The following is a 17,302-nucleotide window of genomic DNA, read 5'->3' on the forward strand; positions in this document are numbered from 1 at the left end:
AGGAAAAGCACCCCCATGCACATGAGCGACCCATCCCCCCAGAGCCCTGGACAGCCCGAGCCGTCTGGACGGTCCGACTCCTCCACCCGGCTCGACAGGATCGAAGATCAGGTGCACCGGCTCGCCGACGAGGTCCTCTCCCTCGTCTCCGTCAGCAGCCCTGAGGCCCCGACCGGCACGGACCGGCCGGGGCAGCCCGCCGCCGCGTGGGTCGACATGGACGGACGGCAGGCAGCGGTCGCCCTGGAGCGCCTCCAGGAGTGGATCACCCGGGTCCTCGTCCACCACCCCCGCACCATGACCCGCCTGCGCCCCTGCTGGTACCGGCACCCCGCCGTGGTCCAGATGCTGTTGGACCTCCACCGCGCCTGGGAACACGCCTACCGCGACAGGTCGGAGGACCCCTACCTCGCCCTGGAGTGGTGGCAGCGCCACCTTCCCCGCCTGGACCAGGACATGTCCGCCGAACTGGGACACTGCACCAGCGTCCGGCACGACCCCGACCGGGTGCCTCCGCCGCACGCCGACCCCGGGGACGTTCGCGCCTACACGGCCTGGTGGGGCGGCGGACGCGCACCCGGAGACGAACCCCCGGCGCTCTGAGGCGGCACCGCCAGTCCGCGCCGCACAGGTCCACCCACATCCGCTCCACACCCGCCCGTCCCCGCACGCTCAGGTCCTGCACGGCCCCGCCCACCCGCTCCAGCCTCCACACACCAGCCCCGTACCCGATTCCCCGTCCACCGGAGAGCCCTCATGTACTGCGACCAGTGCGGCACCCGTCTGCCCGCCGTCGCCAGCACCTGTCCCGGGTGCGGCACGGCGCCACCTCCGTCCGCACTGCGCGGGCGGAGCGGGCCAGCGGCGCGTCGCACTTCCTCCCGCGCCGCAGATGACGCCCTGGCACCGCCCTGGTCTCTGACGCGCTCCTCACCGGAGTCTCCGGGGGAGGGGGTGGCGCGGGAGCCCGGGGGCGACACCGGGGGCTACACGGGGCTCTCCCACATCGCCGGTCCCCACCCGGATCCGTCCCACCACGCCGGTCCGAGTTCCCGCCCGGACCTGGTTTCCCGCACGGAGCCGTCCCGCCGCGCCGACCCGGGGCCCGGTCCCGAACCGGATCCCCGCTCCGACCCGGAGCTCCCACGCCTTCCGCGCTCCACACCCGGCCCCGCAGGGGCGCCTCCGCGTACGGTCTCCGCACCCGAGGAGACCCTGACCGGGCGGCCTCGGCCCGGACAGCCCCGGCCCGAACGAACCGGGGAGGGACGGTCCGCGACGCCGCGCGACGCGCCCCGCCGGGCCGGGCGCGGGCCGGCCCGGCTGCGCGACAACGCGGCGGGCAACGCGGTCGCGCTGCTCGCGGCCTGGTTCAACCTGCCCCTCGCCGTGTTCCTGACCGCTGTCGGCGCGGTCTTCGGCGCGGTCGGCGGACTCGTCTCCGGCACGTTCGCCGGTGCCGGGGTGCTGCGCCAGCTCAACACGGTCTTCGCGTGGATCCTGCCGCTGCCCGTGAGCATGGACGACCTGTTACCGACTGCCGCCGTCCAGATCGGCGGCGTTATCGGCGCGTTGCTCGGGGCCGCCAACGGCGGGGCCACCATGGCCTTCCACGCCCTGGTCTCCCCGTGGCTCATGTTGTGGGAGGCCGACCCCGTCTGGCCGTTCGCCCTCGCCGTCGGCCAGGTCGTCACCGCCGTGGCCGTCGCCTCCGCCTACGTCGCCTACTGCGGCGCAGCCGAGCCTGCGAGGCTGCGCGTCTCCGGCGCCCGCCGCCCCAGCCGCCGCGAGGCCGAACTGCTGGAGCCGGTGGTCGCCCGGGCGGCAGCCCGCATGGGTCTGGAACGCCCGCCGAAGCTCCTCATGGACGACAGTCGCGAGCCCAACGCCTACGCGGGAATCCGGCACATCGTCGTCAACCGCGGCCTGCTCGACGCCCTGGACCACGACGCCGAGGCCGTCGCCGGGGTGATCGCACACGAGGTCGCCCACTACAAGCACGGGGACGCCGTCAGCCTCGCGTGGAACCGGGGCATCGCCTGGCCGGTCTTCCTCGTCCACGAGCTCGCCCACCGCGCCCAGGCCTCCGCCGTGTACTGGAGCTTCCTCCTCGCCCTGGTGCGCGTCCTGCTGTGGAGCGTGACCGTCACCATCCGCCTCCTGGTCATGCCGGTCAACGCCCGGCACTGGAGGCGTGCCGAACTGCGTGCCGACGCCGAGGCGCGGGCCGCCGGGTACGGCCCGGGGCTGTACAGCGCCCTGGCCAGGCTCGGCGAGGGTTTCGACGGAGCCCACAGCGGCTGGGACGCGGCCGTCCTCGCCACCCATCCACCCACCGAACTGCGTCTGGAACACCTGGAGACCCCCGGGACGCACCATCCGCTCTCCCCGACCCGGGTGCCGATGACCGGCCGTCCCCACTCCCAGCTGCTCAAGGACTGAACTCCATGACCGAGACCTTCGCGCCCGCCCCACCGGTCCGGTTGGATCTCCGCGACCGGGTGTACCTGGGCCTGGATCCGGCCGACGGATACAAACGGGTGTGGTCCTCCCCCGCGGACTCTGTCGGCGTGGTCGGGCCTCCCCGCTACGGCAAGACCTCCGGGATCATCATCCCCACCCTCCTGTACTGGGCCGGGCCCGTCGTCAGCACCACCACACGGGGCGACGTCCTGCGGTTCTGCGGGGACCGGCGCCGTCGGATCGCGGCCCCGGGCGGACGGGTGTACGTCTACGACCCCTTCGACAGCGAGGGATTCGGCACGATGCGGTGGTCCCCGCTGGCCGGGTGCGAGGACCCGTCGGTGTGCTACCGGAGGGTGCAGGCGATGACCGCTGCCGCCGGAGGGCTCTCCGACGGGGAGCACTGGCGCGGCGGGGCCGCGCTCGTCCTGCGCGGCCTGTTCCACGCGGCGGCGCTGTCGGGGGCGCCGATGGCCGAGGTCCGCCGGTGGCTGGCCGCCCAGGAGACCCGGCGCCCCGCACAGGTCCTGCACGCCCACCCGGGGGCGGCCCCCGGGTGGGCGGACGACCTGGAGTCCGTGCAGCTGCTGGGGGAGCGTGAACGCGGATCGTTCTACTCGGTGGCCCGCAACTGCCTGGACGCCACCGCCGAGCCCAAGGTCCTGGACTCCTGCTCGGCCGTCGACCTGGACATCGACGCGTTCCTGGACACCAACTCCACCCTGTTCATCGTCGGACCGAGCCACTACCAGGCCGTGGTGGCACCCATGGTCGTGGGACTGGTGGACGCGATCGCCCAGCGTGCGGCGGAGCGGGCCGCGGCTCGGGGAGGGCGCCTGGACCCGCCGCTCCTGCTGGCCCTGGACGAGGTCGCCAACATCGCGCCGCTGCCGAGCCTGCCCGCTCTGGTGTCCGAGGGCGGAGGCCGGGGCGTGGTCACGCTGTGGGCGGCCCAGTCACTCGCCCAGCTGCGGGTCAGGTACGGAGCCGACGAGCAGCAGGCCATCCTGACCGCCACGACCGCCAAGGTCATCTACGGGGGCATGTCCAACGAGACTGACCTCCGCAACGTGTCGTCCTGGGGAGGGGAGGCGCGGGAGACGGACGTGACGACCCACGGCGGGGGTGCCTCCCCGGGACACGGGCGGATGGCGGTCGTCCAGCCCGACCCGGCCCGCCAGTACTCCCTCAGCCCGACCTACCGTCCCGCGCTGCCGTTGGAGGCCATCCAGCGGATGCCGCCCCACAACGCCTGGCTGTGGTGGCGGTCCGAACCGCCACTGCACGTGGAGACCCGGCCCGCGGGGCTCGTCGGGGAGTATCTGCGGGTCAGCGGCTACACCCCGAAGCCATGACCGGGAAGCGTCGTTCGTGCCCGGCCTGCGGGGCCACTGCCGCCCGCCGCGAGTCCGTGTTCTGCACGGAGTGCGGTGCGCGTCTGCCGGAAGGGCGTCGCGGGTGGTGGGTCGGGCGCCACGTCCGGTGGACCGCGGCCGCGGTGTGCGCGGTCCTGGTCGTGGTCGCCCTGGCACGGGTGCCCGCATCTCTGACCGCTGATCCGAGCGCTCCGGTGCAGGAACTCGTCACGGCCCTGGAGGAGCACGACACCGAGAGGCTGTTCGACATGGCGGGGTTCGACGTCGGCGACGCGGAGTCGTTCAGCGGACTCCGGCCGCCGGAGTCCTCCGGGCTGCTGGGGTCCGACGTGCTGGCCGAGGGCTACGACCCTCCGGACATCCGGCTGGGCGAAAGCCACGGGACACACGACCCCGCGACCGGAGACGTCGGGCGTACACGCGGACCTCAGCCGCGTGCCACGCCGGTGACCTTCGACGGCGACTGGACGGTACGCGTCTGGACGGACCGCTCGGACACGGGATGGATCCGGGACTGGGAACTGCGCGAGGAGACGGTACTGCCCGCCGTCCTGGGCGAGATCACCCTGCCGTACACGCCGGTCGGGCCCCTGGTCATCGCCGACGTGAGGTTCGAACCCACCGGGTCGGACCGCGTACCGGGGTCGCGCAACCGTGCTGACGCCCTCGTCGGCACCTACACGGCCACCTACGAGCACCCGCTGTTCGAGCCGGTGTCGGAGGCCTTCGTGGTGCGGTCGGGCGCCACCACCGAACTCGCGCTCCCGGTCGGCGGGGTGCGCACGGGTGTGGCCGATGCGGTTGACGAGCAGATCCGCGCGCACGTCGAGACCTGCGCGGCGGAGGCCACCGAGCTGCGGCCGCCGGGGTGCGTCCTGCACTACGATCCGGGGCACTACTTTCCGCTGCGGGATGAGGCGCGCTGGGAGGTCGAGAGGATGCCGGAGGTGGTCCTGGAAGCCGTGGACACAGCCCATGGGCCGGACCAACCGACGGCCACTGTGACCACGGTCCACCCCGGGACGGCGTCGGTGACCTACGCGATCCTCGACGAGGAGGAGCGCACGGTGTCCGTCGACATCGTGGTCGGCGGGAACGTGGAACTCGACGACTCCGGGCGTCCGGTGTGGCGGCCGTGACCCGCATGGGTTCCCGTCCCGGTACCGGGACTCCGCGGGTATCCGCGCGTACCGGTCCCAAGGCCCCTCCTGCGGACGGCAGCTCCGGGCCGGGTCCTGCCACGGGGCCGCCCGACAACGCGGACGTGGCCGCTCCCGGCCACGCGACCGGACCCTTCGCCCCTGGTTCCGGTCCCCGCCGCACGATAGGAACGGGCTGGGACGGACTCCTCGAAACCCCCGGGAAGGCTGCTGTCCATGAGCGACGGGCCGCACGACGACCGCTGGACCTCCGGGAGGCGGAAGGAGGCCAGGGCGGAGATGGTCTACTTCCACGTGGGCGGGCACCGCGAGGACCTGAGCGGACGTACCTGGTCGGAGTACCCCGTCCTGCCCCTGCCCCCGCACGAGGCGGACACCGGCGAACACCCCGAACTCCGCGGAAGGAGGTTCGTCGAGGTCCCCGAATCCGGCTGGCACGCCCTGGTCGCCTGGGCGGTGGGCCCCGAGCACGCCGTCCGGTGCCCGGAGCGGCACCCGCCCTCCCCGGTGCACGTGACCTGCGAGAACCGCGGCAGGCGCGTCCAGCGGTGGGAGGAGAGGACGCGCACCGACCGGGCGGGCGTCGACCGCGGTGTCGACGACTTCCTGACGGAGGCCGGGGTCCCGCACCAGCCGTGCGGGTACCGGTGGTTCGCCGAGCTGCCCGGGGAAATCCGCGACGGCGACCACCTCTTCGGCTCGTTCTCCTCCCACCTGGCGTCGGTGGGCTCGAACGAGCAGGACCCGCCGGGGATGCGCCGGTCCATGAGGAACCTGGCCCGGCGCCTGTACGGGGACGCCGGACGGTCCGCGCTCCCGGACTCGCTCGGCGGCTCCTGAGGGGTGTTCGGGGGCGGTCCCGCGCGGCGGAGCGGAACCCTGGACGGCGGGGTGCGAGCGGTCGGGGCGGTACCCGCACGGCGCGGCGGTGCGAGGGGCGGCGCGAGCGGGTGAGCGGAACCCGACCCGGGTGGCGGTTCCGGGCGTGCCCGGCTGTCCCCGGGGGCTGCTAGGCATGGGGGAACCACCTCCACCTCCCCGGAAAGAGAGCCCCCATGGCCGATCTCACCGAGTTCGCAGGCCTGCCCGTGGTCGAGTTCCCCGCCGAGGGCACGCGTGAGGAGCGGCTCGAACAGGTCCGAAGGCGCGGAGGGGACCCGCGCGACCCCGCGTCCACGGCCTGGCGGCTGCGGACCAGCGGAAGCGACGGCAGGCGTCCCGAGGACGACTACGACCAGTACTTCTCCCTCTTCATGTCCGAGGTGGACACCGAGCGCGTGACGGCGCTGGTCCTCGGTGACTGGGTCAGCCCCGACCAGTGCGGTCCCGAGCAGGCCGTGGAGCTGCTGGTCGAGCACGCCGACGCGCTGCCGAACCTGCGCTCGGTCTTCGTCGGCGACATCACCGCCGACGAGTGCGAGCTCTCCTGGATCAACCAGGGGGACATGGCACCGCTGCTGGCCGCCTTCCCCCGCCTGGAGCGGCTGGCCACCCGGGGCGCCGACGGTATCCGGGGCGGGGGCGGCCTCAGCCTGCACGTGCCCTCCCACGGCCTGCGCTCCCTCACCCTGGAGAGCGGCGGTCTGCCGGGCCGGGTCGTGCGCGAGGTGGCGTCCTCGGGTCTGCCCGCGCTGGAGCACCTGGAGCTGTGGCTGGGGATGGAGGACTACGGCCGCGACGTCTCGCCCCGGGACCTGGAGCCGGTGCTCTCGGGCGGGGCGTTCCCCGGTCTGCGGTACCTGGGCGTGCGCAACGCCGAGGACGTGGACGCGTGGGTCCCGGTGCTGGCCGACGCGCCCGTGGTCGGTCGCCTGGAGGTCCTGGACCTGTCGTTGGGCGTCCTCACCGACCGGGGAGCCCGGGCGCTCGTCGAACGGGCCGACGCCTTCGCCGGTCTGCGCAGGCTGGATCTGCACCACCACTACCTGGACCAGGAGGCGGTGGAGCGCGTGGGCGCCGCGTTCGCCGGGAGCGGGGTCGAGGTCGACCTGTCCGATCCCCGGGAGCCCGAGGACTACGGAGACGGCGAACTGGAGTACTACACCGCGGCGGCGGAGTAGCCGGGACGCTCGGGGACCGGTCGGCCGGGGCCGGGCAGGGCGGGGGCGGGCCCGCGCCGCCTCACGCGGTGACGGCCTCCACGAGGTCGCGGCGCTCACCGGGCTCCTCGGGGCGCAGCGCCCGGGACACCCCGAGCAGGTCGGTGGGCGTGCCCGGCTCCGGGAGCAGGCTCGCCACCGTGCCGTCGTCGAGGTGCGTGCGCAGCTCGCTCGGGTGGCCGTCGGCGTGGTGCACGACCACCGCCTCCCCCAGGTCGCGGCACCACGTGCCGGGGAAACCGCAGCCCGCGTCCAACCCGGCGTCGGCCGAACGCGTGCCGTCCCACGTCAGCACGTGCAGCGGTGCCCCGTTCCCGTCGCGGTAGGTCAGGCGCAGGCCGTCCTCCACCTCGTGCACCTGGGCCAGCGACCATCCCGGGTGGTCCAGCACCGCGATGGTCCGCTCGAAGGACATGATCTGCGCGCGCGAACGCTCGTCGGCCGCCCGCGCGAGCACCGCGTCCTCCACGGCGGGCAGCGCCGCGAGCAGGACGGCGACCACCGCCACGGCGGGCAGCACCCCCGGCCGCCAGCGGTCGGAGGGCCGGTCCAACAGCATCGACGCGCCCATGCCCAGCGTCGCGACGGTCCCGGTCAGGAAGGCGGTGTTGGCGGCGGTCCCCCAGGGCAGCGTCATGACCTCCGGGGCCAGGAACGCGACGACCACGGGTGTGACCATGGCGGTGGCCGTCACGAGCGCGGCCGACGCGAAGGGATGGTTCACGCCGGACCTCTCCAGCCACTGGGACGCCAGCCAGAACATGAGCAGGACGACCCCGGCGACCACCGGCGCGAGCAGCAGCGCCCCCTGGCCCGCGCCGCTCATCGTCAGGGCGCGGGTGGTGTCCCAGATCCCCACGGGGAACAGGGACATCAGCGGAGCTCCCACCAGGCACAGGGCGAGGACCGCGCCGACCGCGGCGACCCGGGGCCGACCCGATGGTGCTCGTGGCTGCACACCGTCCAAGGCCGCATCATCCTCCTGGCGGAAATGACACGTTACGCCTGTTGTGACTTGGGGGCCAGATGTGCAAGGTGGGATTTCGGGTTGACCCTGAAGCCCCCGGAGTCGGCGGCGGACCAAGAACCGGTGATCCGTTTCCCCCGCGGCGGTGGACAGCCGTCCCGGCCGCTGCCCCGCCGCCGCGCCCTACTCGCCCAGCTGGCGGCGGAACGGCCTGCGCGCGGCGTTGAACTGCGCCCAGGACGGGTCGAGCTGGCTGCGCAGCTTGACCTCCCCCTCGGACCAGTCCGTCAGCACGGCCTCGAACTCGGGCAGCACGCCCGAGTCCGGGTCCAGGTAGTAGCGGTAGTCACGCCTGCCGCCCACGGTCTGGCGCATGAACAGCGCGCCGTTGTCCCCCAGCACACCCGAGATCCGGGCCTCCAGGTCGTCCAGCGCCGAGGCGGAGGCGCCGGCGGGCAGCTTGTCCTCGTCCGTGTGCGTGTACGGCACGATCACCTGCACGAACAGGGTGAACGCCGGGAAGTCGCGACGGGTCAGCGGGTGGCGGAGCAGGATCTCCACCGCGCCCTGGAGGGGGATGCGCCCGTGCAGCGTCGCCCAGCCGCCCGACCCGCCGAGCATGTCCGCCATCTGCCGCACCACGGCGGGCATCGACGTGGGCGGCAGCGGGTCCAGCGGCGGCTCGTCCAGCGGCGCCGTCTCACCGATCCACCGCACCCGGTCGTCCTCGCCCAGCGCCAGCAGGGTGACGTGCTCGGCCACGGCGGCGCGCGTGCTCTCGGGCAGGAACATGTTGTCGGGGTGGTACACGCCCACCTCGACCTTGCCGGTCGCGTGGTCGACCCGCATGGACACCGACACGTGCGACAGGTCGAGCTCGTGGTCGTCCAGGTTGACGGTGGAGGACAGCTGGTCGTGGTCGGCGGGCCGCACCGGCCGGAACAGCCACCGGGAGTCCTCGGGGGCCGAGCGCGCCCAGCGCTCGGACAGGATGCGCGCCTCCTCCGAGCCGCCGGGGCGCAGCGTCAGGGCGTAGGCGGGGCCGTCGGTCAGCCGGGAGGGGTCGTCCAGGGCGGCCAGCTGCTCCAGGAGCTTGCCCGGGTCGACGTCGGTCGACAGGTCGAGGTCCTCCAGGCCGCCGCTCGGCTTCGGGGCGCGGCCCACCTCCCACTCCATGTCCGGGTGGATGGAGCGGACCAGCGCGGTGACGCGCTCGGACACCTCGGCGGGCACGGGCTGGTCCGACTCGACCGCGCTGGCCAGGGCCTCGCGTTCGGCGGGCCAGGCGTCCCAGAAGGCGGTCACTGAGGAGGCGGAGTCGGTGGAGCGGCGACGACGGAACAGAGCCATGCCCCGATTTTCGCAGAAGCGGACGACCACACTCGCCGTCGCGCCCGGGGGCCGCCCGGCGGACGGTTCGCCCTCCCGAGGCCGCGGCCTGGTTCCCCGCCGGGCGTCGCCGTTGACCCCCGGTCGGAGGTTCCCGTCCCCCCAGGCGGGGACTCCGTCCCCTCCACGAGCGCATACCCTGGACCCACTATGACTTTGCGTGTACTCGCCGCCATGTCGGGCGGGGTCGACTCCGCGGTCGCCGCGGCCCGTGTGGCCGAGGCGGGCCACGACGTCACCGGTGTCCACCTGGCGCTCTCCAAGAACCCGCAGTCCTACCGCACGGGCGCTCGCGGCTGCTGCACCGTGGAGGACTCCCACGACGCGCGGCGGGCCGCCGACGTTATCGGCATCCCCTTCTACGTCTGGGACATGTCGGAGGAGTTCGACCGCGAGGTCGTACAGGACTTCGTGGCCGAGTACGAGGCGGGCAACACCCCCAACCCCTGCCTGCGCTGCAACGAGAAGATCAAGTTCGAGGCGGTGCTGGACCGGGCCGTCGCCCTGGGCTTCGACGCCGTGGCCACCGGACACCACGTCCGCAAGGTCGACGGGCGCCTGGTGCGCAGCGTGGACGCGGCCAAGGACCAGTCCTACGTGCTGGGCGTGCTCAACGCCGAGCAGCTGGAGCGCGCGGTGTTCCCGCTGGGGGACTGCACCAAGGACGAGGTGCGCGCGGAGGCCGAGCGGCGCGGCCTGTCGGTGGCGGACAAGCCCGACAGCCACGACATCTGCTTCATCGCCGACGGTGACACGGCGGGCTTCCTCAACCGGCGCATCGGCGAGCGGCCGGGGCCGATCCGGGACGAGGACGGCACGGTGGTGGGCACGCACAACGGCTCGCACACCTTCACCGTGGGCCAGCGCAAGGGCCTGGGTCTGGGCGGCGCCGCCCACCCGCGGTACGTGCTCTCCATCGAGCCGGTCGACAACTCCGTCACGGTGGGGCCGCGGGCGTCCCTGCGGGTGGACGCCATCACCGGCGTGCGCCCGGTGTGGAGCGGCAGCGAGCCCCTGACCGAGCCGACCGACTGCCACGTGCAGCTGCGCGCCCACGGCGAGGTCTACCCGGCGAGCGTGTGGCAGCGCGAGGCCGACGGCGGTCCCGAGCTGGTCGTCCGGCTGGCCGAACCCGCGACCGGCGTGGCCACCGGGCAGGCCGTGGTGGTCTACCAGGGCGACACGGTGCTGGGGTCGGCCACGATCTCCGCCACCTCCAGAACCGGCGCCGCGGTCTGAGGGGGCCGGTGCGGCGGTCCGGGCGGGCGCGGGGACGTGCCGCCCGGGGGCCCGGCGGCGGAGTGGGCTGTCCCACCTGGTTCGTCGCCCGCGATCCCTTGCCGAACTTAGGTAAGGCATAGCATAGTTGCGGGGCGAGGTGAGGGGGCCTGCCCATGCCGGAGTTCGATTTCCTCGACGGCCAGCCGTTCTGGATCGTCTACTTCACGCTGCTCGGCGTGGTCCTGTGCCGTGCCCAGGCCACGTACTGGATCGGCCGCGGCCTGGGCGCCGGGGTGACCCGCAGCCGTATGGGCGCCAGACTCGGCCCCCGGCTGGACGCCGCCCGGCGGCGCATCGACCGCTACGGCGCGCCCGTGGTCACCCTGAGCTTCTGCACCGTCGGCGTGCAGACCGCCGTCAACCTCGCCGCGGGCGCGATGCGCATGCGCTTCCCGCGCTACCTCGCCGCGATGTTCGTCGGCTCGCTGATCTGGGCGGGCCTGTGGGGCGTGGTCATCGGCGGCCTGGTGGGCACCTGGTTCTCCCTGTTCCTGGACTCGCCCTGGGCGGCCCTGGGCGTGGCCGCGCTGGCCTCGGCCGTCGTGGCCGTGATGGTGCTGCGCGCCCGCCGCTCCCGCGCCGCCGAAGAGCCCTCCGAGGAGCCCGAGGACGCCACCGACGCCCACCGCGCCTCCGCGGGTTAGCCCCGACGCGTCCCGACGGTAGCGCCTGACCGGGGCGCGTTGCCCTAACCTTGGGCGATGTGAGCGAACAGCACCCCTACCCCTGGCCCGCGGCGTCCTCCACCGGGGTCGGGTCCTGGCCGGGCGAGGACCCCGACGAGGCGATGCGCACGGTCCTCGGCGAACTCCCCGACCTGCCGCACCTGCCCGAGCTGCCCGCGCGCGGCGTCGGCGCCGACATGGTCGGCCGCACCTGCGGCCTCCTGGTGGAGTTCCCCGTGCAGGTCCAGCCCAGCGGCTGGCGGGTCGCCGACAGCCCCGGACGCGACCTGGGCCGCGCGGCCAGCCTCATGTCCTACGACCTCGACGCCCTCACCGAGCACGCCCACGGCTTCACCGGCACCCTCAAGGTGCAGGTCGCCGGGCCGTGGACCCTGGCCGCGTCGGTCGAACTGCGCAACGGCCAGCGCCTGGTCTCCGACCCGGGGGCCTGCCGCGACCTGACCGAGTCCCACCTGGAGGGCGTCCTGGCGCACCTGGGCGAGGTCCGCAGGCGGGTCCCCGGCGCCCGGCTCCTCGTCCAGGTCGACGAGCCCTCCCTGCCCGCCGTCCTGCTCGGCGCCCTGCCCACCGCCAGCGGCTACGGCCGCCTGCCCGCCGTCGACCGGGTGCGCGTCGAGGCCGCCCTGCGCGTCCTCTTCGCCGCGATCGACGCCACCGGGGCGGTCCCCGCCGCGCACTGCTGCGCCCCCGGAGTCCCCGTCGACCTGCTGCGCCGCAGCGGCGCCCGCGCGCTGAGCCTCAACGCCCTCCTCCTCACCCGCGACCACGACGAGACGGTCGGCACGGCCGTGGAGGCGGGCACCGGACTCCTGCTCGGCGTGGTCCCCTCCAGCGACGGCGCCGAGCCCGCGAGGACCGCCCGAATGTCCGACCCCGCCGCTACTGTCGATCCTGTTCGCGAGTTGTGGAACCGGCTGGGATTCTCCCCCGACCTGCTCTCCCGCGCGGTGGTCACCACGCCCACGTGCGGGCTGGCGGGCGCCTCACCCGGCCACGCGAGGGCGGCCCTGAACGCCTCCCGAGCCGGTGCCCGGGTCCTGCGGGACGAACCCCGAAGGTAGCGCCCGCAGCAGGCGAGCACGAGAGCGAGAAAGGTACCGAGTGAGCGCGCCCGACACCACCACCGACATCCCCGACGAGGTTCGCGCCCGGCACACCGAGCTGTGCCAGGAACTGGACGACCACAGTTACCGGTACTACCTGGGCACACCGGTGATCTCCGACGCCGAGTACGACACCCTCATGCGTGAGCTGGTCGGCATCGAGGACTCCTACCCCGCCCTGGCCACCCAGGACTCGCCCACGCAGAAGGTCGGCGCGCCCATCAGCGTCGACTTCGCCGCGGTCGAGCACCTGGTGCGGATGGAGAGCCTGGGCAACGCCTTCGACGTCGACGAGCTCAACGCCTGGGCCGACCGGGCCAGCGCCGAGGTGCCCGTCAACGGCTACCTGTGCGAGCTCAAGATCGACGGCCTGGCCGTGGACCTGGTGTACGAGAAGGGCCGCCTCGTGCGCGCCGCCACCCGCGGCGACGGCCGCGTCGGCGAGGACATCACCCTCAACGTGCGCACCATCGGGGTCGTCCCCGAGCGCCTGGACGAGAGCGTGCGCCCCGCCCCCGAGCTGCTGGAGGTGCGGGGGGAGGTCTTCCTGCCGGTGGAGGACTTCGGAAAACTCAACGAGCGCATCACCGCCTCGGGCGAGCACACCCCCTTCGCCAACCCCCGCAACGCCGCCGCCGGGTCGCTGCGCCAGAAGGACCCCCGCGTCACCGCCACCCGGCCGCTGTCGATGATCGTGCACGGCGTGGGCGCCTACTCTCCGGCGAAGGACGGCGGCGGGGAGGTGGCCTTCACCAGCCAGTCGCAGGCCTACCGGCTGCTGGGGGAGTGGGGGCTGCCGCTCAGCGACCGCTACCGGGTCGTCACCACCATGGACGAGGTCCGCGAGTACGTGGCCCACTACGCGGCCCACCGCCACGAGCCCGCCTACGAGATCGACGGCATCGTCATCAAGGTCGACGACTTCGCCCTCCAGCGGCGCCTGGGCTCCACCAGCCGCGTCCCGCGCTGGGCGATCGCCTACAAGTACCCGCCCGAGGAGGTCACCACCCGCCTGCTCGACATCAAGGTGGGCGTGGGCCGTACCGGGCGCGTCACCCCCTACGGGGTCATGGAGCCGGTGGTCGTGGCCGGGTCCGAGGTCGAGTTCGCCACCCTGCACAACGCGCGCGAGGTCGAGCGCAAGGGCGTGCTCATCGGCGACACCGTCGTGCTGCGCAAGGCGGGCGACGTCATCCCCGAGATCGTCGCCCCGGTGCTCGACCGCCGCGACGGCACCGAGCGGGCCTTCGCCATGCCCGAGTCCTGCCCCGAGTGCGGCACCACGCTCGGCCAGCAGAAGGAGGGCGACGTCGACCTGCGCTGCCCCAACGCCCGCTCCTGCCCGGGCCAGCTGCGCGAGCGCCTGTTCTTCGTGGCCAGCCGCAAGGCCCTGGACATCGAGGCGCTGGGCTACGTGGCCGCCACCGCCCTCACCCAGCCGCTGGAGCCCGCCCGGCCGCCGGTGCGCGACGAGGGCGACCTGTTCGACCTCACCGTCGACATGCTGCTGCCCATCCGCACCCACGTGCTCGACCCCGACACCACCGAGCCCAAGACCGACCCCAAGACCGGCGAGCCCAAGGTGGTGTCCTTCTTCGCCAACAAGAAGGGCGAGCCCAAGAAGACGGTCGAGAAGCTCTTCGAGCAGCTGGAGGAGGCCAAGTCCAAGCCGCTGTGGCGTGTGCTGGTGGCGCTGTCCATCCGGCACGTGGGTCCGCGCGCGGCGGAGGACCTGGCCCGCCACTTCCGCTCCATGGACGCCATCCGCGCGGCCAGCGAGGAGGAGCTGGCTGCGGTCGACGGCGTCGGCCCGACCATCGCCGCCTCCATCCGCGAGTGGTTCTCGGTGGACTGGCACGCCGAGATCGTCCGCAAGTGGGCCGACGCCGGGGTGCGCATGGAGGACGAGGACGACGGCTCCAGGCCGCGCCACCTGGAGGGGGTCACCGTGGTGGTGACCGGATCCCTGGAGGGCTTCAGCCGGGACGGGGCCAAGGAGGCGATCGCCGAGCGCGGCGGCCGGGCCACGGCGTCGGTGTCCAAGAAGACGGGTTTCGTGGTGGTCGGCGACAGCCCCGGCTCCAAGTACGACAAGGCCGTCAAGCTGGGGGTGCCGGTCCTGGACGAGGAGGGCTTCCGCGTCCTTTTGGAGGCCGGTCCCGAGGCGGCCGAGGCCATGCGGGTCAACCCCGCGCCCCGGGAGCCCGGGACCGAGGACGCCGAGGCCGGGGCCACGGGGACCGACGCCGTCCCCGGAACGTCCGAAACCGTCGCCGACGCCGAGGAGGCCGTCAGGGACGAGGCCTGAGGGCACGGGCCGCTCCCGCCGACCACGGCCGCGGAACCCGGGGCGTACCGGGCCCGCGGCCGTATCGGACCCGCGTACCTTTTCGGGGATCCCTCACCGCGCGCAGCCCCGCCTTGGTTAACTGATAGTTCCTGGCAAGCGACAGTTGGTGACGAAACCGCGTAAGGTGGACAGCAACGCACAGGATGCGGGTGTATCCGAAACCGGAATTCGGCCATGAGGGGTGGCCGGGTGCTGGGAACCCCGAGCAGGAGCGGCGGCGCCGTCCGGCGCCGCCGTACTCCGCGGCCCCCTCGCAAGGACCAGGCATGAAGGATCCCAACAGCACAAGGGACATCGGTCCCCGGGTCGGGACACCGCTCTGGCTGTACATGCTGGGCGCCACGGCCGCCGGGGCGGTCCTGCTCCTCGTCTCCGGACTCGGCCTGCGCACGGACGAGCTGCGCGCTCTCGCCGTCGAACCGCTCACCTGGGTTCTGCTGTGCATGATCGTCCTCGGCGAACTGCGCCCCCTCACACTCCCCGGCCAGGCGCCCGGCGACGGAGTGCCCACCTCGCTGCCCTTCTCCCTCGCGCTCGTCATCCTGCACGGCCTGCCCGTGGCCGCCCTGGCCCAGGTCACCGCGACCGCGGTCTCCGGGTTCGCGCGCGGCCACGCCCCCCACCGCATCGCCTTCAACGCCGCCCAGTACACGCTCTCGCTCGGCGTCGCCGACGCCGTCCTGCGCCTCCTGCTGCCCGGAGCGGTCCAGGGCACGTGGCTGCCCGCCGCAGGCGAACTCCTGACCGTCGCCCTCGCCGGGGCGGGCTACTTCGCGGTCAACCGCGTCCTGGTCCTGTGCGCGGTGGCCATGCACGAACGCGTGCCCCTGCGACAGGTCATGTCCAAGGGCCTGGCCCAGCAGGTGCACGTCAACAGCGTCCTGCTCAGCCTCGCCCCGCTCGTGGTCGTGGCCGCGACCCACTCGGTGCTCTACGTCCCGCTGTTCGCGCTCCCGCTCGGCGCGCTCTACACGAGCGCCATGCTGTCGGTCCAACGCGACCACCAGGCCAACCACGACGAGCTCACCGGCCTGGCCAACCGCAAGCTCCTCACCCTCCGGGCCCGCGAGGAGATCGCCCACGCCCAGCAGCGCGGCGGCAGCGTCGGCCTGCTCCTGCTCGACCTCGACCGGTTCAAGGAGGTCAACGACACCCTGGGCCACCCCACCGGCGACCGCCTCCTCCAGACCGTCGCGCGCAGGCTCACCCACAGCGTCCGACCCGGAGACCTCGTCTCCCGCCTGGGAGGGGACGAGTTCGCCGTCCTGCTGCCCCAGGTCCGCGACAGCGCCTCCGCGTGCGAGGTGGCCTTCCGGCTGCGCGGCGCCCTCGCCGAACCGGTCCGCCTGGACGGCATGGACTTCGACCTCCAGGCCAGCATCGGCATCGCCCTGCACCCCCACGACGCGCCCGACTTCGCGCTCCTCATGCAGCGCGCCGACGTGGCCATGTACGTCGCCAAGGCCGACCGCACCGGTGTGGAGTCCTACGACCCCGGCAAGGACCGCAACTCCACCGCCCGGCTCAGCCTGTACACCGAACTGCGCCGCGGCCTGTCCGAGGGCGCCCTGGAGATGCACTACCAGCCCAAGGTCGACCTGGGCGACGAACGCCCCATCGGCCTGGAGGCCCTGGCCCGCTGGCGCCATCCCAGCCGCGGACTGCTCACCCCCGAGGAGTTCATGCCGGTCGTGGAGCAGTCCAACCTGCTGCGAGCCTTCACCGGCCAGGTCCTGGACATCACCCTGGCCCGCGCCGCCGGCTGGCACGCCGAGGGCCTCGACCTGCCTGTCGCCGTCAACCTCGGCGTGCGCGAACTGCTCGACCCCGCGCTGCCCGCCACCGTCGCCTCCGCGCTGCGCGAGCACGGCGTACCGGCCGACCGGCTGGTCCTGGAGATCGGCGAGCACGCGCTGATCACCGACACCGACGCCGCCACCGCGGCCGTCCGCCGCCTGCGCGACCTCGGCGTCGGCCTGTCCCTGGACGACTTCGGCACCGGCCACTTCACCCTCGCCCAACTCGCCGGTCTGCCCCTGGACGAGGTCAAGATCCACGAGTCCTTCACCGCCCGCCTGGTGGACCGGACCGACAACGGCCACACCGTCGTCCGCGCGGCCATCGCCCTGGTCAAGGCGCTGGGCATGCGCGCCACCGCCGAGGGCGTCCAGAGCGGCGAACTCGCCCGCGCCGCCCGCGACACCGGCTGCCACGCCGCCCAGGGCCACCACTTCTCCGCGCCGCTGACCGCGCGGGAGGTCGCCGACTGGGTCGCCGCCCGCGACGGCGGGACCGCGGCCGGCACCCGCGTCTGACCGGGGAGCCGCCGAGCGGCGCCGGCCCCGGGGACCGCGCCGGTCGGCCGACCGGCGTTCGCGGACCGACCGGCGCCGGGACCGGCCCCGGAGCCATAGGATTGGTCCCGATA

The 17,302-nt window shown here is 73.7% G+C and carries 13 protein-coding genes; 11 read left to right on the forward strand and 2 right to left on the reverse strand.

The window, feature by feature from the left end; genetic code table 11:
• Positions 1-21 precede the first annotated feature (21 nt).
• The 6 genes from UIS43_RS22315 (at position 22) to UIS43_RS22340 (ending at position 7,059) form a co-directional block, all read left to right on the forward strand.
• Positions 22-603, forward strand: a complete 582-nt coding sequence (locus UIS43_RS22315; RefSeq protein WP_358456209.1) for a DUF4913 domain-containing protein — start codon at positions 22-24, stop codon at positions 601-603.
• A 786-nt stretch (positions 604-1,389) separates the two neighbouring features.
• Positions 1,390-2,442 carry a M48 family metalloprotease gene (locus tag UIS43_RS22320; protein ID WP_358456206.1) on the forward strand — a complete coding sequence of 351 codons (1,053 nt, stop codon included), beginning with the start codon at positions 1,390-1,392 and terminating at the stop codon, positions 2,440-2,442.
• A 5-nt stretch (positions 2,443-2,447) separates the two neighbouring features.
• Complete coding sequence (locus UIS43_RS22325; protein WP_019608621.1) at positions 2,448-3,818, forward strand: type IV secretory system conjugative DNA transfer family protein; 1,371 nt, start codon at positions 2,448-2,450, stop codon at positions 3,816-3,818.
• Positions 3,815-4,978 carry a hypothetical protein gene (locus UIS43_RS22330; RefSeq protein ID WP_358456203.1) on the forward strand — a complete coding sequence of 388 codons (1,164 nt, stop codon included), beginning with the start codon at positions 3,815-3,817 and terminating at the stop codon, positions 4,976-4,978. Before UIS43_RS22325 ends, UIS43_RS22330 begins: the two co-directional genes overlap by 4 nt.
• 237 nt (positions 4,979-5,215) lie before the next feature.
• A complete protein-coding gene (locus UIS43_RS22335) occupies positions 5,216-5,839 on the forward strand; it encodes a DUF5956 family protein (RefSeq protein ID WP_370011589.1) in 624 nt (207 codons plus the stop codon).
• 215 nt (positions 5,840-6,054) lie between these two features.
• Positions 6,055-7,059, forward strand: coding sequence for an STM4015 family protein (locus UIS43_RS22340; RefSeq protein ID WP_370011592.1), 1,005 nt, complete (start codon positions 6,055-6,057; stop codon positions 7,057-7,059).
• A 61-nt stretch (positions 7,060-7,120) separates the two neighbouring features.
• On the opposite strand, the gene UIS43_RS22345 is transcribed toward UIS43_RS22340, so the two are convergent.
• Complete coding sequence (locus UIS43_RS22345; RefSeq protein WP_370011594.1) at positions 7,121-7,972, reverse strand: hypothetical protein; 852 nt, start codon at positions 7,970-7,972, stop codon at positions 7,121-7,123.
• Positions 7,973-8,248: 276 nt separating this feature from the next.
• Positions 8,249-9,415: a DUF695 domain-containing protein gene (locus tag UIS43_RS22350; RefSeq protein ID WP_013151213.1), complete on the reverse strand. Its 1,167-nt coding sequence runs from the start codon at positions 9,413-9,415 to the stop codon at positions 8,249-8,251.
• A gap of 189 nt (positions 9,416-9,604) precedes the next feature.
• On the opposite strand from UIS43_RS22350, the gene mnmA reads away from it, so the two are divergent.
• The 5 genes from mnmA to UIS43_RS22375 all read left to right on the forward strand — a co-directional run bounded on the left by mnmA (position 9,605) and on the right by UIS43_RS22375 (position 17,189).
• On the forward strand, positions 9,605-10,693 hold the full coding sequence (gene mnmA / locus UIS43_RS22355) for a tRNA 2-thiouridine(34) synthase MnmA (RefSeq protein ID WP_013151214.1): 1,089 nt from the start codon (positions 9,605-9,607) through the stop codon (positions 10,691-10,693).
• Positions 10,694-10,848: 155 nt separating this feature from the next.
• Positions 10,849-11,379 carry a DedA family protein gene (locus UIS43_RS22360; RefSeq protein WP_013151215.1) on the forward strand — a complete coding sequence of 177 codons (531 nt, stop codon included), beginning with the start codon at positions 10,849-10,851 and terminating at the stop codon, positions 11,377-11,379.
• Positions 11,380-11,438: 59 nt separating this feature from the next.
• Positions 11,439-12,482 carry a methionine synthase gene (locus UIS43_RS22365; RefSeq protein ID WP_013151216.1) on the forward strand — a complete coding sequence of 348 codons (1,044 nt, stop codon included), beginning with the start codon at positions 11,439-11,441 and terminating at the stop codon, positions 12,480-12,482.
• Positions 12,483-12,522: 40 nt separating this feature from the next.
• A complete protein-coding gene (ligA, locus tag UIS43_RS22370) occupies positions 12,523-14,832 on the forward strand; it encodes an NAD-dependent DNA ligase LigA (RefSeq protein WP_370011599.1) in 2,310 nt (769 codons plus the stop codon).
• A gap of 308 nt (positions 14,833-15,140) precedes the next feature.
• Positions 15,141-17,189: a bifunctional diguanylate cyclase/phosphodiesterase gene (locus UIS43_RS22375; protein ID WP_013151218.1), complete on the forward strand. Its 2,049-nt coding sequence runs from the start codon at positions 15,141-15,143 to the stop codon at positions 17,187-17,189.
• Positions 17,190-17,302 lie beyond the last annotated feature (113 nt).

It is taken from the genome of Nocardiopsis sp. LDBS0036 (genome assembly GCF_041228755.1).
GTDB classification, from domain to species: domain Bacteria; phylum Actinomycetota; class Actinomycetes; order Streptosporangiales; family Streptosporangiaceae; genus Nocardiopsis; species Nocardiopsis dassonvillei.

What these genes read in the sequence shown, in the direction of transcription:
- UIS43_RS22315 (WP_358456209.1), top strand. Translation starts at nt 22, where the DNA reads ATGAGCGACCCATCCCCCCAGAGCCCTGGACAGCCCGAGCCGTCTGGA.
- UIS43_RS22325 (WP_019608621.1), top strand. Translation starts at nt 2,448, where the DNA reads ATGACCGAGACCTTCGCGCCCGCCCCACCGGTCCGGTTGGATCTCCGC.
- UIS43_RS22330 (WP_358456203.1), top strand. Translation starts at nt 3,815, where the DNA reads ATGACCGGGAAGCGTCGTTCGTGCCCGGCCTGCGGGGCCACTGCCGCC.
- UIS43_RS22335 (WP_370011589.1), top strand. Translation starts at nt 5,216, where the DNA reads ATGAGCGACGGGCCGCACGACGACCGCTGGACCTCCGGGAGGCGGAAG.
- UIS43_RS22340 (WP_370011592.1), top strand. Translation starts at nt 6,055, where the DNA reads ATGGCCGATCTCACCGAGTTCGCAGGCCTGCCCGTGGTCGAGTTCCCC.
- UIS43_RS22345 (WP_370011594.1), bottom strand. Translation starts at nt 7,972, where the DNA reads ATGTCCCTGTTCCCCGTGGGGATCTGGGACACCACCCGCGCCCTGACG.
- UIS43_RS22350 (WP_013151213.1), bottom strand. Translation starts at nt 9,415, where the DNA reads ATGGCTCTGTTCCGTCGTCGCCGCTCCACCGACTCCGCCTCCTCAGTG.
- mnmA (WP_013151214.1), top strand. Translation starts at nt 9,605, where the DNA reads ATGACTTTGCGTGTACTCGCCGCCATGTCGGGCGGGGTCGACTCCGCG.
- UIS43_RS22360 (WP_013151215.1), top strand. Translation starts at nt 10,849, where the DNA reads ATGCCGGAGTTCGATTTCCTCGACGGCCAGCCGTTCTGGATCGTCTAC.
- UIS43_RS22375 (WP_013151218.1), top strand. Translation starts at nt 15,141, where the DNA reads ATGAAGGATCCCAACAGCACAAGGGACATCGGTCCCCGGGTCGGGACA.